This is a genomic window from Streptomyces sp. NPDC034670, assembly GCF_055574875.1.
On sequence record NZ_JBVITR010000073.1, the window covers coordinates 1 to 25,042 of the forward strand.

Consider the following 25,042-nt stretch of genomic DNA (forward strand, 5'->3'; position numbering starts at 1 on the left):
CCGCGTCCTCGTGAGGTCACTCCGCATGACGCACCCTGGCCGCAACACCGCCCGAAGCGACCTCGCCGAAGCCGCTTGACATCCATAGGAGCATCGCCTTCGGCGGCCCGGTCCGGGAAGGCGCGCGGCCGGCGTGGCGGAGGCGGACCGGGCCCCCCGGACGGCACGGCGCGCCACCGGAACCCGTCGGCCGCGGCGCGAACGGCTAGGCTCGGCGCCCGTACGAGACGAGCCGTAACCGGGAGACACCCACGATGGCCAAGAAGCGACCCCAGACGAAGGCCAAGCGCCCGCAGCTCACGGACGGAGAGGTCCCGGTCGTCGGCGCCCGCGAGCCCTGCCCGTGCGGCAGCGGCCGCCGCTACAAGGCCTGCCACGGCCGTGCCGCCGCGCACGCCGTGACCGAGCTGGTGCACCGCCCGTTCGAGGGCCTGCCGGGCGAGTGCGACTGGGTGGCGCTGCGCGAGCTGGTGCCGGCCGCCACCGTCGAGCTGACGCTGAGGGACGGCCTGCCCGAGGGCGTCCCGTCGGTCACGCTGGCCACGGTGCTGCCGATGGCCTGGCCCGCCCTGCGCCGCGACGACGGCTCGGTCCTGCTCGGCCTGCAGAACGACACCTCCTCCGGTGACATCAGCCGCGACCTGGCCGACACCCTCCGGCGCGCGCTCACCGCCGACCCCGGCACCCCGGTGCAGGGCCGCCGCGCTCCCGCCGACGGCCCCCGGCTGCAGGACCTGCTGGACCCCGAGGGCGCTTTCGAGCCGGTGGTGCACAGCGGGTTCGAGTTCTGGGTCCCGGACCCGGAGAACGCCACGCCGGACGTCGCCGCCTCCCTGGAGCGGGCCAACGCCGCGGCCATCCCGACCGTCAAGCTCTCGGGCGTGGACTGCGCGTACTGGTGCGAGACGCCGGAGAAGAACCACCTGCGGTGGGTCATGCCGCACCCCGAGGAGCAGCTTCTGGACGCTCTCGCGCGGCTGCACGCGGCCGGGCGGTCCTCCCTCGGCGAGGGCACGCGGCTCGTGGGCTCCTTCCGCGCCCACGGACTCACCGTGCCGGTCTGGGACCTGCCCAGCGGGGTCACGGCCGAGGACGTGGAGAAGCCGGCGGCCGAGTTCGCCGAGCGGCTCACCGCCGCGCTGGCCGCGGACGCGCCGCTGACCGCCGAGGAGCGCCGGGCGCGCGGCGGGCTGACCAACCGCCAGGTCACGCTCAACTGAGGCGCTCCCGCGCGACCGGGTCCGGCCGGTCGGCCGGCAGGCCGGACCGTTCCGGCCGCATCACCGGCCGCGGAGGCAACTCCCGGTGCGGACAAGCCAGTCGGTGACCGGAAAAGCCGGGACCGAATTTGCTAACCGCGGATCTCTTGTTACCGTTCCATTAGCCCGGTTGCTGGTGCATCCCCCGTCGCCAGCAACCGGGTCTTTCCGTGCCGGTACCGGTTCACGGAACGCGACCGCGCGCCAACTGCCCGTCTCCACCGGCGCGTTGACCGCGGAGCGCGGCGACGGGGTCCTCCCTCGCGGCCCGTGGGCCCCGCGGCCGCGACGACCCGGGCCGGTCCCCTACAGCTCGGGCGCGCTCACGCCCGTCCGGGTGAGGGCCTCGACCACGGCGTCCACCACGGCCTCGACGTCGGGCACCCAGGGCGAGGCCGAACCGGGCAGCGGAGCACGTTCCCAGCGGATCTCGCCCTGCGCGGTCACGGACGGGGGCAGGGCGAGATAGCCGCCCTCGCCGTGGAAGCGGAGGGAGCCGGGGACGAAGTCCTTGGCGTACAGCAGTTCGCCCAACTGCTCCAGGGAGTACGGCTTCACCAGGATCGCCCAGCGGGTCGGCGAGGCGACGACCGGGCCGAGCCGCACTCCGCGGCGGTCGAGTGCGCCGAGGGCGCCGGCGGCCGGCAGGGCGGGCAGCGAGACCGCGCAGGGGGCCCTGCCGCCGGTGGCCAGGATGACGGGGGCCGCCGGCCGGTTGCCCCACCACCAGCGCACCATGCGCGCGTCGGTGGTGGCCGCGAGGAGGCCGGGGTCGAAGGGATGGGCGCCCGGCACCGTGCACTCCGGGTCGGGGCAGCCGCAGCGGGACCTGCCGCCCCGTGGGTCCGCCGCCACGCCCGGGAGTACGGGCCACTGCCACTCCGTGGCGAAGGTCAGGGCCGCGTCGATCAACTCCGGCCCTCCGTCACCGCGCCGGGACAGGAGCCTGCGTCGCCTTCCGAGGATCTCGCGCATGAGCGCTCGTTCCTTTCCGTTGCACGCCTGGCAACACCGTGGTCCACATCACACCATGTGTCGATCACTTCACTGTGCGTACCTGTTGGCGCATCACACCCCCGCGCCGGGCAGGGGGAGCCCCCATGGGCCGAGCATGGGCTGCCTCCGTGACCGTTCCACCCATACCGCGTCCCTCGGAAGCATGGGCATGGGATGGGGGTGGCGAAGTCTGGCGTTTGCCGTCGCGCGTGGTTCTCTCCGCCTCCGCCACGGGAGGATGGGGCACGGCCGTCGATGGTGGAGACGCCCGGATCCGTCGCCGGGTTCCCGGGTGGCTCCCCGCCACCCCCGGCCTTCACCGAGTACGTACCCATCACGACCGTCGTGACGCTCCGTCGAGCAAGCCCAGTCGACCGCAATCCGCCTCCCCCTGAGGCAGTTTCAAGCCAACTTCACATTTCGACAAGGGGTCTGCGGCGAGTTTCCTCCCGTCCCACGGACACCAGGAATCCCAGCAGGACAATGCTGGACATCTCCTCACGAGTACGTGTACATGTGGAGACACTGCCGGTGACGCAGAACGACATGGGGGTTTGCGATGCTTTTGAGCAGTACGCACCGGTCGGAAAGCCGGACACCATGAACGCCTCGCACCCTCCGAAAGTGGCCGGAATCGATTCCACGGTCCCGGCCCCCGCCCACACTGTCGCGTCCGTCGCCGCGGGCGCCTCCACCTCCCCGGCGCCTGCCCGGCACGCACCGGGCGCCTTGCTCCAGGACCGTCTCGCCGGGTGGGTCTCCGACCTCACGACCCTCCACGAGCTCACCGAGCGCCTGGTCCGCGTGAGCGCGCTCGACGAGGCGCTGCGGGAACTGCTGCGCGCGGGCTCCGCCCTGGTGGGCGCCCGGCGCGGCCTCGTCGCCCTGGAACCCGCCGACGGCCTCGGCCCGGACACCACCGTCGGCCTCGGCCTGGCCCGCGCGGACCTCGGCCACCTGGAGACGGTGCCGCGCGGCTCCCTGGCGCACGGCAGGATCCTGGACGGACCGCCCGGCGCCGGCGACGGCGTCGCCGAGCCCGACCTGTTCGCCGAGAAGGGACTCGACCCCCGGCACCGCGAGGTCGCCGCGCGCCTCGGCTACGCCGCCAGCTACGCCCTCCCGCTCACCACCGGGACCACCGGCCGCCTGGGCGCCGCGGTGTGGCTCTACGACGAGCCCGCCGAGCCGTCGGAGCGGCAGCGCCACCTCGTCGGCCTGTACGCCCGTCACGCCGCCGAGCACCTCGCCCGGCTCCTCGAACTCGAGCGCAGCCGCGCGTGCCTGGCCACCCTGTCCGAGGAGTTGCTGCCCTCGCGCCTCCCCCGCGTCCCCGGCGTCCAGCTCGCCGCCCGGCACGCCACCTCCCCGCGCGGGGGCGGCGACTGGTACGACGCGCTGCCCCTGCCGGACGCCGCGCTCGGCCTCGCCGTGGGGTCCGTCACCGGGTCGGGTCCCGGCGCGGTCGCCGCGATGGGGCGGCTGCGGGCGTCCCTGCGCGCGTACGCCGTGATGGAGGGCGAGGACCCGGTCGCCGTCCTGTCCGACCTGGAACTGCTGCTGCGGCTCACCGAACCGGCCCGGTCGGCCACCGCGCTGTTCGGCTACTGCGAACCCGCGCTGCGCAGGATCACGCTGGCCGGGGCCGGGCACAGCCCGCCGCTGCTGATCGGCGAGCGGCGCACGGAGTTCGTGGAGACCTCCGTCTCCGTCCCCCTGGGCATGCTGGCCTGCTGGGAGGCGCCGAGCGTGGAGGTCCGCCCCGAACCGGGGGAGACGGTGCTGCTGTACACCGACGGACTGCTGCACCGCACCGGCGACCCCACCGACCGCGCCTTCGCCCGGCTGCACGCGGCGGCGGCCGGGGTGCCGAGGGCGCTGCGCCACGACCCCGGCGCGATCGCCGACCACGTCCTGCGCACGGTGCTGCCCCGGGGGGCGGGCACGGCGGACTCCGCGGAGGACGTGGTGCTGCTGGCCGCGCGGTTCGCGTAGGCGCGGGACCGCGCTCCGGCCGCCCTCCGCGTCATCCTCCGTGCGCCCCCGGTAACAGGCCCTCGCACCCTTCGGCCGTTTCCGTACGACCGTACGATGGGGGTGCCCCCCGCTCGGGCGAAGCCGAGAGCCCGGGGGCAGGTCCCGTGCCGTAGCGAGGAGGATGACCGTGGCGGAGGAGCTGCCGGAGAACCCGGAGACCGCTGAGGAAGAGCCGATCAAGCAGCGCAAGAACGGCCTGTACCCGGGCGTGTCCGACGAGCTGGCCGCCAACATGCGCAGCGGCTGGGCCGACACCGAGCTGCACGACCTGGAGCCGGTCCCCCAGGCCGCCGAGACCGCCGCGCGCCGCGCCGCGCTGTCCGCCCGCTTCCCGGGCGAGCGCCTGGTCGTCCCCGCGGGCAACCTGAAGACCCGCTCGAACGACACCGAGTACCCCTTCCGGGCGTCGGTCGAGTACGCCTACCTCACCGGCAACCAGACCGAGGACGGCGTCCTCGTCATGGAGCCCACCGCCGACGGGCACCGGGCGACGCTCTACCTCCTGCCGCGCTCCAACCGCGAGAACGGCGAGTTCTGGCTGGACGGCCAGGGCGAGCTGTGGGTCGGCCGCCGCCACTCCCTCACCGAGGCCGAGAAGCTGTACGGCATCCCCGCCTCCGACGTGCGCGAGCTGGCCGGCAAGCTGCGCGAGGCCACCGGCCCGGTGCGGGTCGTGCGGGGTCACGACGCCGGCGTCGAGGCGGCGCTGACCGACAAGGTCACCGCCGAGCGCGACGAGGAGCTGCGCGTCTTCCTCTCCGAGATGCGGCTGGTCAAGGACGACTTCGAGATCGGTGAGCTGCAGAAGGCCGTCGACTCCACCGTGCGCGGCTTCGAGGACGTCGTGAAGGTCCTCGACAAGGCCGAGGCGACGTCCGAGCGCTACATCGAGGGAACGTTCTTCCTGCGTGCCCGCGTGGAGGGCAACGACGTCGGCTACGGCTCCATCTGCGCCGCCGGCCCGCACGCCACCACCCTGCACTGGGTGCGCAACGACGGACCGGTCCGCCCCGGCGACCTGCTGCTGCTCGACGCGGGCGTGGAGACCCACACGTACTACACCGCCGACGTCACCCGCACGCTGCCGATCAGCGGCCGGTACAGCGAGCTGCAGAAGAAGATCTACGACGCCGTGTACGACGCCCAGGAGGCCGGCATCGCGGCGGTGAAGCCGGGCGCCAAGTACCGCGACTTCCACGACGCCGCCCAGCGCGTGCTGGCCGAGCGGCTCGTCGAGTGGGGTCTGGTCGAGGGCCCGGTGGAGCGGGTGCTGGAGCTGGGCCTGCAGCGCCGCTGGACGCTGCACGGCACCGGTCACATGCTCGGCATGGACGTCCACGACTGCGCCGCCGCGCGCACCGAGACGTACGTCGCGGGCACGCTGGAGCCCGGCATGGTGCTCACGGTGGAGCCGGGCCTGTACTTCCAGGCCGACGACCTGACCGTGCCCGAGGAGTACCGGGGCATCGGCGTCCGCATCGAGGACGACATCCTGGTCACCGAGGACGGCAACCGGAACCTGAGCGCCGCGCTGCCGCGGCGGTCGGACGACGTCGAGGCGTGGATGGCCTCCCTGAAGGGCTGACGACGCGCCGTGGACGCGGAAGGGGCCGGGCACCCGGGGGTGCCCGGCCCCTTCGTGTCCGCGCTTCCGTGACCTCGGGTCCCGGGCCCCGGAATCCTCGGTGCCCCCGGGTCCCCGGGTCCCCGGCCTCCGCGAAGCGGCGCCGGCGCTACACCGCCGCCAGCGGGGCGTCCTCGCGCCACTTCAGGATCTTGTCGAAGCTCACCACCGCACCTTTCCGGCCCGGCGCGCTGCCGATGTGGACGTGGTCGGCCAGCTCCTGGATGAGGCACAGGCCCCGGCCGTGCTCCGCGTCGGACGGCACGGGGCGGGCCGGCGGACGGGAGGGGCCCGCGGCGCCGGCGGGGAAGCCGGGGCCTTCGTCGGCGACCTCGATGCGGCACTTCTCGCCGTCGAGGTAGGCGGTCACCCGGTACGCCTGCGAGGTCCCGCCCCGCGTGGTGTCCCCGCCGTGCTCGACGGCGTTCGCACACGCCTCGCTGAGGGCGACGGAGAGGTCGTAGGAGACGTCGGGGTCGACGCCCGCGGTCTCCATGGTGCCGAGCAGCAGGCGCCGGGCGAGCGGCACGCTCGCAGCATCGCGCCGCAGATGGAGTGACCACCAGATGCTCATGCTCCAGCCTCCCGGCCGCGGCTCGACATACCGTTACGTATTGCCCTGAGTACTCACTTGTAAGCGTGAAGTCGGCGTGACACCGCCCATACGGCGGATGCGCCGCGGCACCGATCGGTGTATGTGGGGCACCCCGTGGCAGAGGTGATCTTCCGGTCGTACCGCATCTTGCGGACCTGCCGTACGGCGGGCGGGGGGCCGGTGCGATGATGAGCCCGTCATGTCTGCCCCCCACGCGCGCACGACGCGTTCCGGACGAGGGCTCCGGATCCTGCGGGCCGCGGTGTTCGCCGCGGTCTGCGTCGTGCTGGCCGGGGCGGGCCACAGTTTCGCCTCCTGCGCCGCCGTTCCGCTGTGGACGCTGGCCGCCGGGTTCCTCATGGTGCTCGCGATCGCCGCGCCGCTCGCCGGACGCGCGCGTTCCGTGCCGATGATCGCAGCGCTGCTGACGGTCGGCCAGACGGCGCTGCACATCCTGTTCGGCCTCGGGCAGCACGGCACCGTCGCGCTCCCCGCGGGTTCGCCGTCCGTCCTCTCCGACGCCGCGCTGGTCGAGCGCGCCGCGCGGCTGACGTGCGGGCCCAGCGCGGCGGCGATCAGCCCCGCGCAGGCCCACCGCATCCTCGCCGACGCGGGGATCCACCCGGGTCCGGCGCGCGCCCCGGCGGACGCCCTGTCCACCGTCGCGGGTCTCCCGGCGTCCCTGCCGCCGTCGTTGCCGATGCTGCTCGGCCACGCCCTCGCGGCGACGGCCGCGGGCTGGCTGCTGCGCCGCGGCGACCTGGCCCTGCTGCGGCTCACCGAACTGTCGGCGCACGGCGTCGCCGAGGGGGCCCTCGTACGGTCCCTCCGCGCGGCGCTCGCCCTGGTGCGGGCCCTGCGCGCCGGGCTCCCCGGAACACCGGAGACGGGTCCCCGCACGCCGCGCACCGCGCCGCCCGAGCCGCCCGCGCCCCGCACCGCACCGCTCCAGCACTCGGTGATCCGCCGCGGCCCGCCGACCGCCGTCACCGCACTCGCCCTCGCCGCCTGACGCGCCGCGACCACCACTCCGCCACACCGGTCCTCCGGGCCGGGGAGAGGGACTCCGGCGTGCGGCGCCGCGTGTGCGTCCGGTTCCCGTCGCGTCCGGGCCCTCCTCCGGGAGACCGGGAGGGGCCGGGAGGGACCGGGAGGTCCCCCCGCCGCGGGCGCGCGTCCCTCACCGTCAGCGAAACCCAACCGAAGCGGAGTGCTTCTGCCATGAAGGCTTCCCGTATCGCCGCCGTCGCCGTCGCCGGCGCCGCCGTCCTCGCCGTGTCCACCCCCTCCTTCGCGCACGTCGGCGTGCAGCCCGAGGGGGAGGCCGCCAAGGGCGGCTACGAGGTCCTCAACTTCAAGGTCCCCAACGAGCGGGACAACGCCTCGACCACCAAGCTCGAGATCACCTTCCCCGCGGACCACCCGCTGGCCTCGGTGATGCCGCAGCCGGTCGAGGGCTGGGACATCGAGGTCACCAAGTCCAAGCTGGACAAGCCGCTCGAGGTGCACGGCAGGAAGATCAACGAGGCCGTCACCAAGGTGACCTGGACCGCCACCGGCGACGGCGTCGAGCCCGGCTTCTTCCAGAAGTTCCCGGTGTCCGTCGGCACGCTGCCCGAGAACGCGGACGAGCTCGTCTTCAAGGCCCTGCAGACGTACTCCAACAAGGAGGTCGTCCGCTGGATCGAGGTGCCGCAGGAGGGCCAGGAGGAGCCCGACCACCCGGCCCCCGTGCTCGCGCTGTCGGCGGCCTCCGACGACGGCCACCACGGTGCCTCGGACGACGACGAGGCCGAGGAGGCCGAGGACGGCGCCGGGTCCGCCGAGAAGGCCTCCGCCGAGACCACCGCGGCGTCCGACTCCGGTGGCACGGACACCCTCGCACGCGTCCTGGGCGTCGTCGGCATCGTCATCGGTGCCGCGGGCGTCGCCTACGGCGTACTGGCCGGGCGTCGGCGCACCTCCGCCTGACCCCGTCCTCCTTTCAGCGGCGCGCGCCGGGGCCGGCCACGGCCCGTGGCCTCCCGGTGCGCGCCGGAGCACCTCACCTCAGGACACCCCTCATGCGCAAGAAGACCTTCGCGGCGGCCGCCCTGCTCGCCGCCGCCTCCCTGACCCTCTCCGCCTGCGGCAGCGGCGAGGGCGACAGCGACAGCGGCCGGCCCGTCGCCGTGGTCTCCGAGGAGGCGGGCGCCGACAAGGCGGCCACCGTCCTCGACAAGCCGTTCGAGAAGCCGGACCTCGTCCTCACCGACACCCGGGGCAAGGAGTACGACTTCCGCAAGGAGACCGCGGGCAGGCCCACGCTGATCTACTTCGGCTACACGCACTGCCCCGACGTCTGCCCGCTGACGATGAACAACATCGCGGTGGCCAAGAAGCAGCTGCCCCAGGACCAGCAGGACGAGCTGCGGGTGGTGTTCGTCACCACCGACCCCGAGCGGGACACCCCCGAGGCGCTCGGCACCTGGCTCAAGGGCATCGACCCCCAGGTCGTCGGCCTGACCGGCGACTTCGCCACCATCCAGGCGGGCGCCCGCACCCTCGGCATCACGATCGACCCGCCGCGCGAGGACGACCAGGGCAAGGTCGTCTCCGACCACGGCACCCAGGTCATCGCCTTCTCGCCGAAGACCGACGGCGGTTACGTCCTCTACGGCGAGGACGCCACCGTGGACGACTACACCGAGGACCTGCCCGCGCTCATCAAGGGCGAGAAGCCGTGAGGCACCGCGCGCCCACGGCCCTGGCCGTCGCCGGAGCGCTGGCCCTGGCCCTGACCGGGTGCGGCGGCTCCGGTGGCGGCGCCGCGGACCTCTCGGTCGGCTCGGCCTACATCCCCCAGCCGGTGTCGGACCTGGCGGCGGGCTTCCTCACCATCACCAACGAGGGCGACACGGCGGACCGGCTGACCTCCGCCAGCAGCGACATCGCCGAACGGGTCACCGTGCACGAGACCGTCGACGGCTCCATGCGGGAGGTCGACGGGCTCGACATCCCGGCCCGCGGGCGCCTCGTGCTGGAGAGCGGCGGCAACCACCTGATGTTCGAGCAGCTGAAGCGGAAGCCCCGGGAGGGCCAGAAGGTCTCCGTCGAGCTGCGCTTCGACCGGTCCGACCCCGTCACGGTCGAGGTTCCGGTGAAGGCCGCCACCTACACGCCGAAGTCCGGCCGCACGACCGGACACGGAGCCGGACACGACGCCGGACACGAGACCGGACACTGAGGGAGACACCCCCGTGACCCAGACCACCGCCCCCCGCCTGCGGACCCTGGTACTGCTGTTCCTGGCCGTCGCCGGCGCGCTCCTCGCCGGGGCCGCTCCCGCCTCCGCGCACGCCGCGCTGACCGGGAGCGATCCGCGGCAGGGGTCGGTGGTCGACCGGGCCCCCACCCAGGTCTCGCTCACCTTCTCCGAGCCGGTCGCGGTGAACGACGACGCCGTTCGCGTGCTCGACCCCAGGGGACAGCGGGTCGACAAGGGCGCCCCGGCCAACCCGAGCGGCACCACGTACTCCGTGCGACTGCTCGGCGGACTGCCCGACGGCACGTACACCGTGGCCTACCAGGTGGTGTCGGCGGACAGCCACCCCGTCGCCGGGGCCTTCACCTTCTCCATCGGCGCCCCCTCCGAGACCTCCGTCCCCGCCTCCGCCCAGGCCTCCGGCGACGGGCTGGTCGGCGGGCTGTACGGCTTCGGCCGGTACGTGTCGTACGCCGGGTTCGCCGTCATGGTGGGCGGGGCCGCCTTCGTCCTCGTCTGCTGGCCGCGCGGCGGCGGGGTGCGGGCGGTGCAGCGGCTGGTCGTCTCCGGGTGGCTCGCGCTCACCGCGGCCACGCTCGCCCTGCTGCTCCTGCGCGGTGCGTACACCCGCTCCGGAGAGCTCGCCGACGCCTTCGACCTGACGCTGCTCGGGGAGGTGCTCCAGACCAAGACCGGCGCGGCGCTGGTGTCCCGGCTGCTGCTGCTCGCCGCGGCGGCGCTGTTCATCGCGGTGCTGTTCGGGGCGCACGCCCGCCCGTCGTCCGCCACCGTCCCGGACGACGGCGCCGTGCGCCGGCAGGCCGGTCCGGGGGCGGCCGAGGAGAAGCGGGAGCTGCCCCTCGGGCCGGCGATCGGGGGGACGGTCGTGGCGACCGGACTGGCCGCGAGCTGGGCCATGTCCGAGCACGCCTCCCAGGGGCTCCAGGCGGGGATCGCCATGCCGGTCGACGTCGTCCACCTGCTGGCCGTCGCCGCCTGGCTCGGCGGGCTCACCGCCCTGCTCGTCGCGCTCTACCGGGCGCCCGCCGACACCCCGGTCGACCGGACCGCGGTGCGGCGGTTCTCCCGGCTCGCGTTCGGCAGCGTGGTGGCGCTCGTCGTCACCGGGACCTACCAGTCCTGGCGGCAGCTCGGTTCCTGGTCGGCGTTCACCGACACCCGCTACGGGCAGCTGCTGCTCGCCAAGATCGGGCTCGTGGTGGTGCTGGTCGCGATCGCCTCCGTCTCGCGGCGGTGGACGGCGCGGCTGGCGCAGACGGCGCCGCCGGCGGCGCGCCGGGAACTGCGGGAGGAGAAGGAGCCCGCGGGCACCGTGTCCGCGACGCCGCCCGGCGCGGAACAGTCCGACGCGGAACAGTCCGACGCGGGGCGGTCCGACGCGGGGCGGTCCGGGGCCGACGAGTCCGGGGTCGGCAAGGCCGGGGCCGACGAGTCCGGGGTCGCCCGAGCCGGGGAGAGCGGTTCCGGGGGAGCCGGGGAACGGGACGGGCGCGGCGAGCAGGACGGGACGGACCCCGCGCGAGCCGCTCAGCTCGCCCGGCAGCGGGCCGCGATGGAGAACGCCCGGCAGAAGCGGCTGCGCGACGCCGACCCGAACCGCTTCGGCCTGCGCCGCTCCGTACTCGCCGAGGCGGGCGTCGCCGTCGTCCTGCTCGCCGTCACCACCGTGCTGACGCAGACCGAGCCGGGGCGCACGGAGCAGGAGGCCGAGGCGGCCGCCTCCACCTCGTCCTCGTCGTCCGCCGCTGCCGGCCAGGGGACCGGCGCGGTGACCCTGAACATGCCGTTCGACACCGGTGGCGGGAACGGCAGGGGCATCGTCACGATCGACCTCGATCCCGCGCGGGTGGGCGACAACGACCTGCACCTCCATGTGGAGCGCACGGACGGCGAGGCCTTCGACGTCCCCGAGGTGAAGGTCGCCCTCACCCTCTCCGCCCGGGACATCGGACCGCTGCCGGTCGCCCCCGACCGCGTCGCCACCGGACACTGGTCGGCGAGCGGCGTGCAGATCCCGATGGCGGGCGACTGGAAGATCGAGGTGACCGTGCGGACGTCCGACATCGACCAGGTGACCGTCTCCAAGAACGCGAAGATCGGCTGAACCACCATGACCGACCAGTCCATTCCGCAGGCCCGCATTCCGGAGGCCGCCCAGGAGGGGACCGCCGCCCGGACCACCGGGGGCGCCGGGGCGCCGGGGAAGGGCGTGTCCCGGCGCCGGCTGCTCGGTGCCGGGGCCACCGGCCTCGTGCTCGGCGCGTCGGGCGGGGCGGTCGTGGGACACGCGGCGGCGCCCGCCGAGGCCACTCCGCTGACCTCGGTGGGTGCCGGACGGGTGATGTTTCACGGGAAACATCAGCCCGGCATCACCGAGGGGCTCCAGGCCCGCGGCCACCTCGTCGCCTTCGACCTGGCGCCCGGCGCCGGCCGCAAGGAGGCGGCCGCCCTGCTGCGCCGCTGGTCGGACACGGCCCGCCGACTGATGGCGGGCGAGCCGAGCAGGCAGGACGACACCGACGTGGCCCGCGACGCCGGCCCCTCCTCGCTGACCCTCACCTTCGGTTTCGGCCACAGTTTCTTCGCCCGCACCGGCCTGGAGGAACAGCGCCCGGTCGCCCTGGACCCGCTGCCCGCCTTCTCCTCCGACCGCCTCGACAAGGCCCGCAGCGACGGCGACCTGTGGGTGCAGATCGGTGCCGACGACGCCCTCGTGGCCTTCCACGCCCTGCGCGCGGTGCAGAAGGACGCGGGGTCGGCGGCCAGGGTGCGCTGGCAGATGAACGGCTTCAACCGTTCGCCGGGCGCCACCGCCCACCCCATGACGACCCGCAACCTGATGGGCCAGATCGACGGCACCCGCAACCCCAGGCCCACCGACTCCGACTTCGACCGGCGCGTCTTCGTCCCCGAGAACGGCGAGCCCGCCTGGATGGCGAACGGCTCCTACGCCGTCGTCCGCCGCATCCGCATGCTGCTGGACGACTGGGAGAAGCTCGCCGCCGAGGAGCAGGAGAACGTCATCGGGCGCCGCAAGTCCGACGGGGCGCCGCTGTCCGGGGGCACCGAGACCTCCGAGATGGACCTGGAGAAGACGGACGCCGAGGGCAACCTGGTCGTCCCCTTCAACGCCCACGCCAGGATCACCCGTCCCGACCAGAACGGCGGCGCGGCGATGCTCCGGCGCCCGTTCTCGTACCACGACGGCATCGACGCGGACGGGGTGCCGGACGCGGGTCTGCTGTTCATCTGCTGGCAGGCCGACCCGCTGCGCGGCTTCGTGCCGGTGCAGCGCAAGCTGGACCGGGGCGATGCGCTGTCCCCGTTCATCCGTCACGAGGCGAGCGGGCTGTTCGCGGTACCGGGCGGCGCGGCGGAGGGCGAGTATGTGGGGCAGCCGCTGCTGGAGGGGTGAGAACCGCTCCGCGTCACCCCTGAGGGCGCATCCGGGGCTGATGCCGTCGGGCGCGCATTAGGGTGAGGTCATGCCAGCGAGCTATGCGTATCTCGGCCCCGAGGGCACCTTCACCGAAGTCGCCCTGAGGACGCTTCCCGAGGCCGCCACCCGGGAGCTGATCCCGTACGTGTCCGTGCAGTCCGCGCTCGACGCGGTGCGCGTCGGCGAGGCCGAGGCCGCTTTCGTGCCCATCGAGAACTCCGTCGAGGGCGGCATCACCACCACCCTCGACGAACTGGTCGCCGGCGCCCCGCTGATGATCTACCGCGAGGTGCTGCTGTCGATCACCTTCGCCCTGCTCGTCCGCCCGGGCACCACGCTGTCGGACATCAAGACGGTCACCGCCCACCCGGCCGCCCAGCCCCAGGTCCGCAACTGGCTCGCGACCCATCTCCCGGACGCCCACTGGGAGTCGGCCGCCTCGAACGCGGACGGTGCGCGCCTGGTCCAGGAGGGCCGGTACGACGCCGCCTTCGCCGGTGAGTTCGCAGCCGCCCGGTACGGCCTGGAGGCCCTGGAGACGAACATCCACGACGCGGAGAACGCCCAGACCCGGTTCGTGCTGGTGGGCCGGCCCGCCCGGCCCGCCGCACGCACCGGTGCGGACAAGACCTCCGTGGTGCTGTGGCAGCGCGACGACCACCCCGGCGCCCTGCGCGACCTGCTGGGCGAGTTCGCCACGCGGGGCATCAACCTGATGCTGCTCCAGTCCCGGCCCACGGGAGCCGGCATCGGCAACTACTGCTTCTGCATCGACGCCGAGGGACACATCTCGGACCGCCGGATGGCCGAGGCGCTGACGGGACTGAAGCGGATCTGTCTGCAGGTGCGTTTCCTCGGCTCGTACCCGCGTGCGGACGTACGGCCGGGGGAGGTGCGGCCTCCGTTCGCCGGCACGTCGGACGAGGAGTTCGCGGGCGCGGCGGACTGGGTGGCGCGGTGCCAGGACGGCCGTTTCTGACGGGCTCATCAGCCCGGACGGCACCGGTCCTACCTGCTGATTTTCGTCATCCACAGAAGTTATCCACAGGACAGCTTCTCGACCTGAGGACAAGTCGACAGACGTGTTCCTTCGGTCGACACATCCCTCCACGCGCCATGATCACGCCTGTCGCTCTGTGGATCACTTTTGTCCGCCTTTTCCCTTGGGCAATCCTTTGGGGTGAACTCCTTTCCTTCGAAAGTGAGATTTCAGGGGCCCTGTGCGCGAAATCCAGGGTTCGCCACCCCCTCGGAGGGGCTCGTTTCGAAGTCCACAGAACTTCCCCACACCCTGTGGATAACTTTCCGACGCCGTGGGAGCCTGTGGAAAACCAAGCGCCAAGCGTCACCTCAACCAGCGAATTCGAGTCAACCGGCCGCCTGTGGACCGACCCTCACCGGGGGATGCGCCCTCTTTTCTTGACGCGACGGAACACACTGCGCAATTGCCGCATAACGGAAAGTCGGCCGTCCTGCCGCACGAGGGAGTCGTGGGCTCTCGCACCGCACCGGTAGCCTTGACCGCGTGATTGACCTTCGCCTGCTCCGTGAGGACCCCGACCGTGTGCGCGCTTCGCAGCGCGCCCGTGGAGAGGACGTCGCGCTCGTCGACGCCCTCCTGTCTGCCGACGAACGGCGCAGGTCGTCCGGCGTCCGCTTCGACGAGCTGCGCGCCGAGCAGAAGGCGCTCGGCAAGCTCGTCCCCAAGGCGGCCGGTGAGGAGAAGGCCGAGCTGCTGAAGAAGGCGGAGCAGCTCAAGGCGGACGTGAAGGCCGCCGACGCCGACCGGGAGGCCGCCGCGGCCGAGACCCAGGAGATCCTGCTCAAGCTGGGCAACCTGATCCACCCCGACGTCCCCGTGGGCGGCGAGGACGACTTCGTCACCCTGGAGACGCACGGCACCGTCCGCGACTTCGGCGCCGAGGGCTTCGAGCCCAAGGACCACCTGGAGCTCGGCCAGCTCCTCGGCGCGATCGACGTCGAGCGCGGCGCCAAGGTCTCCGGCTCCCGCTTCTACTTCCTCACCGGCGTCGGCGCCCTGCTGGAGCTCGCCCTGGTGAACGCGGCGATCGCCCAGGCCACCGCGGCCGGCTTCACGCCGATGCTCACCCCGGCGCTGGTGCGCCCCCAGTCCATGGCGGGCACCGGCTTCCTCGGCCAGGCCGCCCAGGACGTCTACCACCTCGACAAGGACGACCTCTACCTGGTCGGCACGTCCGAGGTGCCGCTGGCGGCGTACCACATGGACGAGATCATCGACGCCGACCGGCTGCCGCTGCGCTACGCGGGCTTCTCCCCCTGCTTCCGCCGCGAGGCCGGCTCGCACGGCAAGGACACCCGCGGCATCTTCCGCGTGCACCAGTTCGACAAGGTCGAGATGTTCTCCTACGTCACCCCCGAGGAGTCGCAGGAGGAGCACCAGCGGCTGCTGGAGTGGGAGAAGCAGTGGCTGACCTCGCTGGAGCTGCCGTTCCGCGTGATCGACGTCGCCTCGGGCGACCTGGGCTCCTCCGCCGCGCGTAAGTACGACTGCGAGGCGTGGATCCCGACCCAGGGCAAGTACCGCGAGCTGACCTCGACCTCGGACTGCACCGAGTTCCAGTCCCGCCGCCTGCAGATCCGCGTCCGCGACGGCAAGACGGTGCGCCCGCTGGCCACGCTCAACGGCACCCTGTGCGCCGTACCGCGCACCATCGTGGCCATCCTGGAGAACCACCAGCAGGCCGACGGCTCGGTGCGCGTGCCCGAGGTGCTGCGCCCGTACCTGGGCGGCCGGGAGCTCCTGGAGCCGGTCGCCCGGTGAGCACCGCCCCGTCGCCCTTCCCGTACCGGCTCGTCGCCACCGACCTCGACGGCACCCTGCTGCGTGACGACCACTCGGTCTCCCCGCGCACCCGGGACGCGCTCGCCGCGGCCACCGCGGCGGGCGCCGCGCACATCGTCGTCACCGGCCGCGCGGTGCCCTGGACCCGCCCCATACTCGACGACCTCGGCTACCGGGGTCTCGCCGTCTGCGGGCAGGGCGCCCAGGTGTACGACGCCGGCGCGCACCGCCTGCTCACCTCGGTGACGCTGGACCGGCAACTGGCCGGGGTGGCGCTGGCCAAGATCGAGGCCGAGGTCGGTCCGCTGCACCTGGCGGCGAGCCGCGACGGGCTGGAGGGCGAGGTGCTGGTCGGTCCCGGGTACGAGGTCGTGGGCGGGCTGCCCGCGACACCGTTCACGGACGCGTCGGACCTGTGGACGGCGCCCCTGAACAAGCTGTACATCCAGCACCCGGCCCTGACCTCCGACGAGCTCGCCGAGGCGGCCGTCCGCACCGCGGGCGGTTTCGTCACGGTCACCATGGCGGGCGAGGGCATCGTCGAGCTGCTGCCGCTCGGGCTGTCCAAGGCGACGGGGCTGTCGCTGGCGGCGCGCCGGCTGGGCGCGAGGGCGGCGGAGACGATCGCCTTCGGCGACATGCCCAACGACGTCCCGATGTTCGCCTGGGCCGCGCACGGCGTGGCCATGGCCAACGCCCACCGGGAGCTGAAGGCGGTGGCCGACGAGGTGACGTCCTCCAACGAGGAGGACGGGATCGCGGTCGTGCTGGAGCGCATGCTGGGCTGAGGCCCGGCGTTCGGCGTTCGGCGTTCGGCGTTCGGCGTTCGGCGTTCGGCGTTCGGCGGAGGATGCACGGATCGAACGTGCGCGGGTTCCCGGACCCGACCACGGCTCAGCGAACCGGTGCCTTACCAACTCGGCCAATCCTCCGGGTGGGCGGCCCACGCGACGATGTGCGCGTGCTCGAAGCGGCCGCCCCGGGCAGTTCCCCGTGCGGGGCGGACTCGACGGAGCAGTAGGGACTACTCCGGAGTCCGCCGCGGGCTGCCCTGACGGGAGCCGGGCGCACTGCCGTGCATGGACATCGCCCCGCTCCTCTCCCAGCAGACGGCGCCGGGTTTCCCCGGCGACGCGGACACCACCACTCTGCCCGCCGGACGAGTCGGGCACCACCGATTAAACGCGGCGATCGACCACAACGATCGACCACGGCGGGCGGCGGCCTCCCGGCCACCGCCCGCCGTTCGCCCGAAGGCCCGTCACTCCTCGCCGGCGAGCGTCAGCGCGCGCAGCTTCTGACCGGCGTACCAGGTGGCCAGGACGGTGACCGCCGCCAGCAGCACCGTGGCGGTCGTCAGGCTCACGTCCGAGGTGACCAGCTCGCCGCCGGAGACCTTCTGGGCCACGGCCAGCGACCACTGCTGGACGCTCAGCGTGCGCGCGCCGGGCACCAGGGAGCCGAACAGGGCCTCCCAGACCAGCGCGTAGACCAGGCCGAACACCACCGCGTGCCGGGAGACCGTGCCGAGCAGGAGGAAGAGGGCCGCGTACGCGATGGAGGCGACCAGCGCGGCCACCGTGTAGGCGACGGCGACCTGCTGGCCGTTGCCGTTCAGGACGAAGCCCGCGATCAGGGTCGGCACCGCCGAGAACACCATGGTCACGGCGATCGCGACGATCAGCTTGGTGTGGATGATCGTCGGCCGCTTGATCGGCTTGGACAACAGGTACACCACGGACCCGTCGTCGATCTCGGGGCCGATCGCACCCGTGCCCGCGATCACGCCGATGATCGGCACCATGGTGGCGAGCGCCAGCCCGCCCAGCACGTCGGCCGCGGTCTGGTCGTCGGCTCCGGCGAGACCGCGCACCGCCAGGGAGATCGCGATCAGCAGCAGGGGCAGCGCGCCCAGGATGAGGGCCCGGCGACGGCCGAGCAGGGCCCGGTAGGTGAGCCGGGCGACTGTGGGGTCGTACATCGTGGGCCTCCTACGCCGCGACCAGGTACGAGAAGACGGACTCGAGTGACTCGTCGGACGGCGAGACCGTGAGCAGACGGATGCCGTGCTCCTTCGCGACCCTCGGCAGCAGGGCCGTGAAGCGGCCGAAGTCGACGGCCTGGATGCGCAGGACGCCCTCGGTGTGGTCGACCTCGATGCCGGACGTCGACGGGTCGGCGATCAGCGCGGCCGCGAGGGCGCGGTCGTCGCTGGAGCGCACCAGGTAGCGGTGCGGGCGGTCCGTCATCAGCCGGCGGATCTTGCGGAAGTCGCCGCCGGCCGCGTGCCGTCCGGCGACGACGACCTCGATGTGCCAGGCGAGCTGCTCGACCTCCTCCAGGATGTGCGACGAGAACAGCACGGTGCGGCCCTCGTCGCCCATCCGCCGCAGCAGGTCCATCAGCTGCATCCGCTGACGCGGGTCCATGCCGTTGAAGGGCTCGTCCAGCAGGAGCAGGGACGGCTCGTGCACCAGCGCGGAGGCCATCTTCACGCGCTGCCGCATGCCCTTGGAGTACGTGGCGATCTTCCGGTCCTGCGCGTACTCCATCTCGACCGTCGCCAGGGCCTTCTGGGCGGCCTTGGCGCCCAGGCCGTGCAGTTCGGCGTTGGCGAGGACGAACTCGCGGCCGGTGAGGAAGTCGTACATCGCCTCCCGCTCGGGGACGATGCCGATGTGCCGGTAGACGGCCTCGTTGCGCCACACCTGCTGTCCGTCGAGGGTGACGGTGCCGGTGGAGGGGGCGAGGAAGCCGCCCATCATGTTGATGAGGGTGGACTTCCCGGCGCCGTTGGGGCCGAGGAGGCCGGTGACGCCGGGCCCGATGGTCATGCTGATGTCGTTGACGGCGACCACGTTGCCGAACCAGCGGGAGACGTGGTCGAGGGTGAGAGTGCTCATGGGCGCAGCCCATTCCTTGTGAGGGTGGTGGCGGGCGACGGGTCGGGCGTGGTCACAGTCCCACCTTCCTGTAGCGGCGCACCAGGAGGCCGTAGCAGGCGGCGATCAGACCGAGGGTGAAGAGGACGTAGACCACGCCCTCGGCGTTGCCCGGGCCCACCCCGCCGGGGAAGGTGGAGCTCGCGCCCAGGAAGGCGGACTGCACGCCGTCGATCAGGGTGACCGGCGAGAACAGCCCGATCCAGGTGCCGGCGTCACCGCCGCCCTGGACGTGCGCGATCGCCTGGAGCGTGGAGACCGCGCCGTAGGAGATGGTCAGGACGGCGATCACGGCGGCGATGCCGAAGCCGCGGCGCGGGGTGACCGACGCGATGACCAGGCCGATGCCGGCGAGGAGCAGCGAGAGCAGTGCCACGGAGACCAGTCCCTGTGCGAGTCCCTTGGTCTGGTCGGCGAAGTCGAGCTTGGCCAGCAGCGCGCCGATGTACAGCACCAGCAGGGGGGCGGCGGTGAGGATGAAGAGGGCCGAGGCCAGCGCGGCGTACTTGGCGCGCACGTAGTCGGCGGTCTCGATGGGCCGCGAGAAGTACAGCGGCACGGTCTTGAAGCGCAGGTCGCGGGAGACCGACTGGGGTGCCTGCGAGGCGACGTACAGGCTGATGACGGCCTGCATGATGATCGCGTAGCGCGTGTAGTCGACCGGCAGGTCGTTCGCCTTGGTGGCGACGGAGACCGCCACCATGATGGCGGCGGGCACGCACATCACCACGAACAGCAGCATCGGCAGCACCTTGGACTTCACCGAGCGGCCGAGGCCGTAGGAGCCGCGCAGGGACTGCGAGTACAGCGACAGACGGGCGTAGGAGCGGCCGAGGCGGGGGCCGTCGTAGGAGCGGTAGCCGATGTTGTGGATACGGGTGTCACCCGGGGCAGCGGCTGGTGCCTGCAGGGGCTGCGCGGACTGCTCAGCGGCCATGGCCGACCGCCTCCTTCCGCTGCTCGTCGCTGTTCCTGAAGACCTCGGAGATGTGGTGCCGGCGCTGCTCCATGCGCACCAGGCCGAGACCGAGGTCGGTGATGACGTCCCGGACCAGGTCGTACGTCTCCTCGCCCCGTGCGGTGAGCAGCAGGACGTGTCCGGCGCCCGGCAGTCCGCTGCCGTCCTCGACGCTCACCCCGCGCGCGTGCAGCGCCTCGCGCACCGCGCGGGTGCCGTCCGGGTGCTCGTCGGTGTCGGTGACCTCGATCGCGAGGGTCGTGGTGGTCTGGGTGAAGTCCGTGGTGGAGCTGGAGCGCAGCAGCTTGCCGCCGTCGACGACGACGACGTGGTCGCAGGTGCGCTCCAGCTCGCCCAGCAGGTGCGAGGTGACCAGGACCGAGATGCCGAAGTCGGTGTGGATCCGGCGGATCAGGCCGAGCATCTCGTCGCGGCCGACCGGGTCGAGGCCGTTGGTCGGCTCGTCCAGGAAGACCAGCTGCGGGTCGTGCACCAGGGCCTGCGCGAGCTTCACGCGCTGCTTCATGCCGGTGGAGTAGCCGCCGATGGGGCGGTAGCGCTCCTCGTACAGGCCGACGTGGCGCAGCGTGTCCGCGGTGCGTTCGCGCGCCGCGGTGGGGGGCAGGCCGGACATGCGCGCCATGTGGACGACGAACTCGGTGGCCGAGACGTCCGGCGGCAGGCAGTCGTGCTCCGGCATGTAGCCGACCCGCTCGCGGATGGCGGGACCCTCGGTGGCGACGTCGAGGCCGAGCACTTCGGCGCGGCCCTCGGTGGCGGGAGACAGACCCAGCAGGATCTTGATCAGTGTGGACTTGCCGGCCCCGTTGGCTCCGACGAGTCCGGTCACACCGGGCCCGACGTCCACGGAGAGCCGGTCAAGCGCGGTCACCCGGGGGAACCGCTTGCTCAGGCTTTCGGTCGCGATCACAGTCACGTCGTCGACGGTAGTGACTCCCGCCACCCCGGTCGTCAGACCGGAGAGCCGTCTTGGGATCCCCCTGGAGTCGTACGGGCCCGTAAGGGCCCCGGCCCGGGAGTGACCCGCGGGCCGCGGGGCGCCCTTGAGGAATCGTCCGGCACCTGCCACATTCGCCGGTGTGACGGGTATGGCGGGCGCGCGGGAGCGCCGGGTGCGCACGGGCGGGGTCGAGCTGTGCGTGGCCGAACTGGGCGACCCGGACCGGCCGACGGTCGTCCTCGTGCACGGCTACCCGGACAGCAAGGAGGTGTGGTCCGAGGTCGCGCCGCGCCTCGCCGAGCACTTCCACGTCGTGGCGTACGACGTCCGGGGCCACGGCCGCTCCACGGCTCCGCGGCCGCTACGGGGCGGGTTCACCCTGGAGAAGCTGACCGACGACTTCCTGGCCGTCGCGGACGCGGTCAGTCCGGACCGGCCGGTGCACCTGGTGGGGCACGACTGGGGCTCGGTGCAGTCCTGGGAGTTCGTCACCGTGGCCCGCACCGAGGGGCGGATCGCCTCCTTCACCTCGATGTCCGGGCCGTCCCTCGACCACCTCGGGCACTGGATCGGCCGCCGTCTGAAGCGCCCCACCCCGCGCCGGGTCGGCCAGCTGCTCGGCCAGGGCGCCAGGTCCTGGTACGTGTACCTGCTGCACACGCCCGTGCTGCCCGAACTCGCCTGGCGCGGCCCGCTCGGCAGGCGCTGGCCGCGCGTCCTGGAGCGCGCCGGGAAGGCCCCCGGCGGCGACTACCCCACCGCGTCCCTGCCGTCGGACGCGGCCCACGGGGCCTGGCTCTACCGGGACAACGTACGGCCCCGGCTGCGCGGTCCGCGTGCGGACGCCCGCGCGCACGTGCCGGTGCAGCTCATCACCCCGCTGGAGGACGTGTTCCTGTCGGAGCGGCTCCACGACGAACTGGAGCGGTGGGCCCCGCGGCTGACCCGGCGGACGCTGCCGGCCGGGCACTGGGTGCCGCGCACCCACCCCGACCCGCTGGCGCGCTGGATCACCGATTTCGTGACGTCCGTGGAGGACGGACGGCCGGAAGCGGCGGCCCGGGGCCGGTACGCCGACCGCTTCGGCGGACGGCTCGTCCTGGTCACCGGGGCGGGCAGCGGCATCGGGCGGGCGACCGCGCTCGCGTTCGCCGAGGCGGGCGCGCGCGTGCTCGTCGTCGACCGGGACGCCGCGGCCGCGGCCCGCACCGCCGAGGAGGCCGGCCGCCGCGGCGCGGCGAAGGCCCGGGCCGAGACGGCGGACGTCTCCGACGAGCGGGCCATGGAGGAGCTCGCCGAACGGGTCACCGCCGAGCACGGCGTGGTGGACGTCCTGGTGAACAACGCCGGCATCGGCCTGGGCGGCTCCTTCTTCGACACCACGCCCGAGGACTGGAAGGAGGTCCTCGACGTCAACCTGTGGGGGGTGATCCACGGCTGCCGGCTCTTCGGACGGCGGATGGCCGAGCGCGGGCAGGGGGGCCACATCGTCAACGTCGCCTCGGCGGCGGCGTTCCAGCCGTCCAGGGCGCTGCCCGCCTACAGCACCTCCAAGGCGGCGGTGCTGATGCTGAGCGAGTGCCTGCGCGCGGAGCTGGCCGGGCAGGGGATCGGCGTGACCGCGGTGTGCCCCGGGTTCGTCGACACCGCCCTCACCTCCACCGCCCGCTTCGCGGGCGCGGACGCCGAGGAGGAACGGCGCCTGCGGAGGCGGGTGGCACGCCTCTACGGGATGCGCGGCTCCCCACCGGAGAAGGTCGCCGCCGCGATCCTGCGTGCGGTGGTGCGCGACGAGGCGGTGGTGCCGGTCACGCCGGAGGCGCGGACGGCGTACGCGCTGTCGCGGTGGATGCCGGGTGCGCTGCGCGGGATCGCCCGGGTGAAGCCGCTGCGGTGAGCACCGGTGGACCGGTTGTCCACAGAAACCGCCAACTCTCCTGTGGATAAACGTACTTGGCTGTGGATCAAACCCGGCGGACGAGATCCTTCGCGTGATGTGTGTCTCTCCCGGCAGGCTGGGGGGATGGACGAAGAACGCACCGTGAAGGTGTCGAAGTACCTCTCCCGGCACCTGCGCCACCAGCCCGGACGGATCGGGCTCGCGCTCGACGAGGGCGGCTGGGTGGAGATCGACACGCTGATCGCCGCGGCGGCCGCACACGGCTTCCCGTTCACCCGCGAGGAGCTGGACCACGTCGTCGCCGTCAACGACAAGCGGCGCTTCGCCGTCGAGGGCACCCGGATCCGCGCCGGCCAGGGCCACAGCGTCGAGGTCGACCTCGGACTGGCGCCGGCCACACCGCCGCCGTACCTGTACCACGGCACCGTCGCCCGCGCCCTGGACGCGATCCGCGCCGAGGGTCTCCGGCCCATGAACCGGCACGACGTGCACCTCTCCGCCGACCGTGGGACGGCGGTCCGCGTGGGCGCCCGGCGCGGCCGTCCGGTCGTCCTGTCCGTGGACGCGGCCGCCATGCACCGCGACGGACACGTCTTCCGGGTGAGCGCCAACGGCGTGTGGCTGACCCGGTCCGTGCCCGCCCGGTACCTGCGGTTCCCCGGCGGCCGTTGAAGCTGCATGATCCACGGTATGGACCACTTGCCCACCACCGAAGCCGCCGTCACCGCCCTCCGGGCGCTCGCCGAGGCCTACGGGCGTGAGATCGAGGTCACCCACGACATCGGCGCCGATCAGACCTCGCGCCGCACCGCAGCGGGCGTCGGCGTCACCACCGACCCCGACGGCTCCCTCCCCCACGAGGCCCACGTCGAGTTCGGCGGGCGGCCACGGGTGAGCGTGTGGCTCTACCCCGAGGACGACGCGCTGATCGACGTCGAGGGGGTGGAGTGCCCCGACATCGCGCGCGACGACGTGCCCGCCTTCCTCCGCTCCGTCTTCGGCGGCCTGGCGTACGTCAGGGCGCGGCGTTTCCCGCCCGGATATTTCCTGACGGTGCCGCTCCCCGGGGACCGGACGCACAAGGAGTTCATCCCCATGATCGTTCTCACTCCGTGGCTGAGCGCACGGGTGCGCTGACCGGACGCGACCGGGGACACCGAGATCCGGCGCGACGCCCGGGGGAGTCGGCCGTTTCACGTGAAACCGGCGGCGGCGCATAGGCTCGGCGGCATGAGTCTGCGCCTGAGCACCGTGATCCTTCCGTACCGCCGCTGGAACGAGGGCAGCCGTGCGGCCTGGGAGCGTGCCGAGGACCTCGGCTTCCACGCGGCGTACACCTACGACCACCTGTCCTGGCGCAGTTTCCGGGACGGCCCCTGGTTCGGCGCCGTCCCGACCCTGACCGCCGCGGCGGCCGTCACCGACCGGATGCGGCTGGGCACCCTCGTGACCTCGCCGAACTTCCGGCACCCGGTGACCTTGGCCAAGGAACTCATCACCCTCGACGACATCTCCGGCGGACGCGTCACCCTCGGCATCGGCGCGGGCGGCACCGGCTTCGACGCCACCGCGCTCGGCCAGGAGCCGTGGGCGCCGCGCGAGCGTGCCGACCGCTTCGGTGAGTTCGTCCCGCTGCTCGACCGGCTGCTCACCGAGGACTCCGTGTCGTACGAGGGTGACTTCTACGCGGCGCACGAGGCCCGCAACATCCCCGGATGCGTGCAGCGGCCCCGGCTGCCGTTCGCCATAGCGGCCACCGGACCGCGCGGGCTGCGGCTGGCGGCCCGGTACGGGCAGGCGTGGGTGACCACGGGCGACCCCAGGCTGTACGAGAACGGCACGCCCGAGCAGTCGGTTCAGGCCATTCGCGGTCAGGCGGAGAAGCTGGCCGACGCCTGTGCCGAACTCGGCCGGGACGTGACCGCGCTGGACAAGATCCTGCTCACCGGGTTCACCCCGGACCGGGGCCGGCCGCTCGATTCCCTGGACGCGTTCGTCGACTTCGCGGGCCGCCACGCCGAGCTGGGATTCACCGAGATCGTGATCCACTGGCCCATCCCCGACTCGGACTTCGCGGCGGACCGGAAGGTCTTCGAACGCATCGCGATGGAGGCGCCGGCGCAGTTGCGCTGAGCGGCCGCACGGCCCGGCACCGGGGGGGGGGGGGGGGGGGGGGGGGGGGGGGGGGGGGGGGGGGGGGGGGGGGGGGGGGGGGGGGGGGGGGGGGGGGGGGGGGGGGGGG

At 73.2% G+C, this 25,042-nt stretch carries 22 protein-coding genes and 1 tRNA gene; 16 read left to right on the forward strand and 7 right to left on the reverse strand.

Going from position 1 to position 25,042, the window contains the following annotated elements:
* The first annotated feature begins 254 nt into the window (after positions 1–254).
* Entirely contained in the window at positions 255–1,220 is a 966-nt protein-coding gene (locus ACZ56B_RS30340; RefSeq protein ID WP_468797444.1) for a DUF5926 family protein, read from the forward strand.
* 345 nt (positions 1,221–1,565) lie between these two features.
* On the opposite strand, the gene ACZ56B_RS30345 is transcribed toward ACZ56B_RS30340, so the two are convergent.
* Complete coding sequence (locus tag ACZ56B_RS30345; RefSeq protein ID WP_468797446.1) at positions 1,566–2,234, reverse strand: bifunctional DNA primase/polymerase; 669 nt, start codon at positions 2,232–2,234, stop codon at positions 1,566–1,568.
* A gap of 504 nt (positions 2,235–2,738) precedes the next feature.
* On the opposite strand from ACZ56B_RS30345, the gene ACZ56B_RS30350 reads away from it, so the two are divergent.
* Together ACZ56B_RS30350 and ACZ56B_RS30355 are read left to right on the forward strand one after the other, a co-directional pair.
* Positions 2,739–4,250, forward strand: coding sequence for a PP2C family protein-serine/threonine phosphatase (locus ACZ56B_RS30350; protein WP_468797448.1), 1,512 nt, complete (start codon positions 2,739–2,741; stop codon positions 4,248–4,250).
* A gap of 169 nt (positions 4,251–4,419) precedes the next feature.
* Positions 4,420–5,877 carry an aminopeptidase P family protein gene (locus ACZ56B_RS30355; RefSeq protein ID WP_468797450.1) on the forward strand — a complete coding sequence of 486 codons (1,458 nt, stop codon included), beginning with the start codon at positions 4,420–4,422 and terminating at the stop codon, positions 5,875–5,877.
* Positions 5,878–6,025: 148 nt separating this feature from the next.
* Here the strand turns inward: ACZ56B_RS30355 and ACZ56B_RS30360 are convergent, their stop codons facing one another.
* On the reverse strand, positions 6,026–6,490 hold the full coding sequence (locus ACZ56B_RS30360; protein WP_468797452.1) for an ATP-binding protein: 465 nt from the start codon (positions 6,488–6,490) through the stop codon (positions 6,026–6,028).
* Between the two features lie 220 nt (positions 6,491–6,710).
* Here ACZ56B_RS30360 and ACZ56B_RS30365 point away from each other — a divergent pair, with 220 nt between their 5' ends.
* The 9 genes from ACZ56B_RS30365 to ACZ56B_RS30405 all read left to right on the forward strand — a co-directional run bounded on the left by ACZ56B_RS30365 (position 6,711) and on the right by ACZ56B_RS30405 (position 16,827).
* Positions 6,711–7,523: a hypothetical protein gene (locus tag ACZ56B_RS30365; protein ID WP_468797454.1), complete on the forward strand. Its 813-nt coding sequence runs from the start codon at positions 6,711–6,713 to the stop codon at positions 7,521–7,523.
* A gap of 209 nt (positions 7,524–7,732) precedes the next feature.
* Positions 7,733–8,482 carry a YcnI family copper-binding membrane protein gene (locus tag ACZ56B_RS30370; RefSeq protein WP_468797456.1) on the forward strand — a complete coding sequence of 250 codons (750 nt, stop codon included), beginning with the start codon at positions 7,733–7,735 and terminating at the stop codon, positions 8,480–8,482.
* Positions 8,483–8,574: 92 nt separating this feature from the next.
* On the forward strand, positions 8,575–9,237 hold the full coding sequence (locus ACZ56B_RS30375; protein ID WP_468797458.1) for an SCO family protein: 663 nt from the start codon (positions 8,575–8,577) through the stop codon (positions 9,235–9,237).
* The gene (locus ACZ56B_RS30380; RefSeq protein WP_468797461.1) at positions 9,234–9,737 is read left to right on the forward strand and encodes a copper chaperone PCu(A)C; all 504 of its coding nucleotides are present in this window, start codon (positions 9,234–9,236) and stop codon (positions 9,735–9,737) included. Before ACZ56B_RS30375 ends, ACZ56B_RS30380 begins: the two co-directional genes overlap by 4 nt.
* Before the next feature lie 13 nt (positions 9,738–9,750).
* Positions 9,751–11,880, forward strand: a complete 2,130-nt coding sequence (locus tag ACZ56B_RS30385; protein WP_468797464.1) for a copper resistance CopC/CopD family protein — start codon at positions 9,751–9,753, stop codon at positions 11,878–11,880.
* A gap of 6 nt (positions 11,881–11,886) precedes the next feature.
* Positions 11,887–13,191 carry an iron uptake transporter deferrochelatase/peroxidase subunit gene (efeB, locus tag ACZ56B_RS30390; protein ID WP_468797467.1) on the forward strand — a complete coding sequence of 435 codons (1,305 nt, stop codon included), beginning with the start codon at positions 11,887–11,889 and terminating at the stop codon, positions 13,189–13,191.
* A gap of 70 nt (positions 13,192–13,261) precedes the next feature.
* Positions 13,262–14,194 (forward strand): prephenate dehydratase, encoded by a 933-nt coding sequence (pheA, locus tag ACZ56B_RS30395; protein WP_468797470.1) that lies wholly within the window; start codon positions 13,262–13,264, stop codon positions 14,192–14,194.
* 546 nt (positions 14,195–14,740) lie between these two features.
* Positions 14,741–16,018 (forward strand): serine--tRNA ligase, encoded by a 1,278-nt coding sequence (gene serS / locus ACZ56B_RS30400; RefSeq protein WP_468797473.1) that lies wholly within the window; start codon positions 14,741–14,743, stop codon positions 16,016–16,018.
* Complete coding sequence (locus ACZ56B_RS30405; protein ID WP_468797476.1) at positions 16,015–16,827, forward strand: HAD family hydrolase; 813 nt, start codon at positions 16,015–16,017, stop codon at positions 16,825–16,827. The genes serS and ACZ56B_RS30405 overlap by 4 nt, the downstream gene beginning before the upstream one ends.
* 56 nt (positions 16,828–16,883) lie before the next feature.
* Here the strand turns inward: ACZ56B_RS30405 and ACZ56B_RS30410 are convergent.
* The 5 genes from ACZ56B_RS30410 to ACZ56B_RS30430 form a co-directional block, all read right to left on the reverse strand.
* Positions 16,884–16,971: transfer RNA gene (locus tag ACZ56B_RS30410), tRNA-Ser, on the reverse strand.
* 329 nt (positions 16,972–17,300) lie between these two features.
* The gene (locus tag ACZ56B_RS30415; RefSeq protein ID WP_468797479.1) at positions 17,301–18,020 is read right to left on the reverse strand and encodes an ABC transporter permease subunit; all 720 of its coding nucleotides are present in this window, start codon (positions 18,018–18,020) and stop codon (positions 17,301–17,303) included.
* 10 nt (positions 18,021–18,030) lie between these two features.
* Complete coding sequence (locus ACZ56B_RS30420) at positions 18,031–18,942, reverse strand: ABC transporter ATP-binding protein (protein WP_468797482.1); 912 nt, start codon at positions 18,940–18,942, stop codon at positions 18,031–18,033.
* Positions 18,943–18,994: 52 nt separating this feature from the next.
* On the reverse strand, positions 18,995–19,918 hold the full coding sequence (locus ACZ56B_RS30425) for an ABC transporter permease (protein ID WP_468797485.1): 924 nt from the start codon (positions 19,916–19,918) through the stop codon (positions 18,995–18,997).
* Positions 19,908–20,915 carry an ABC transporter ATP-binding protein gene (locus tag ACZ56B_RS30430; protein ID WP_468797500.1) on the reverse strand — a complete coding sequence of 336 codons (1,008 nt, stop codon included), beginning with the start codon at positions 20,913–20,915 and terminating at the stop codon, positions 19,908–19,910. Before ACZ56B_RS30430 ends, ACZ56B_RS30425 begins: the two co-directional genes overlap by 11 nt.
* 124 nt (positions 20,916–21,039) lie before the next feature.
* On the opposite strand from ACZ56B_RS30430, the gene ACZ56B_RS30435 reads away from it, so the two are divergent.
* The 4 genes from ACZ56B_RS30435 (at position 21,040) to ACZ56B_RS30450 (ending at position 24,933) form a co-directional block, all read left to right on the forward strand.
* A complete protein-coding gene (locus ACZ56B_RS30435) occupies positions 21,040–22,797 on the forward strand; it encodes an SDR family oxidoreductase (protein WP_468797488.1) in 1,758 nt (585 codons plus the stop codon).
* A 126-nt stretch (positions 22,798–22,923) separates the two neighbouring features.
* Entirely contained in the window at positions 22,924–23,472 is a 549-nt protein-coding gene (locus tag ACZ56B_RS30440) for an RNA 2'-phosphotransferase (RefSeq protein WP_468797491.1), read from the forward strand.
* A 6-nt stretch (positions 23,473–23,478) separates the two neighbouring features.
* Positions 23,479–23,937 (forward strand): hypothetical protein, encoded by a 459-nt coding sequence (locus ACZ56B_RS30445; protein ID WP_468797494.1) that lies wholly within the window; start codon positions 23,479–23,481, stop codon positions 23,935–23,937.
* 93 nt (positions 23,938–24,030) lie between these two features.
* Complete coding sequence (locus tag ACZ56B_RS30450) at positions 24,031–24,933, forward strand: LLM class flavin-dependent oxidoreductase (protein ID WP_468797497.1); 903 nt, start codon at positions 24,031–24,033, stop codon at positions 24,931–24,933.
* Positions 24,934–25,042: the final 109 nt, after the last annotated feature.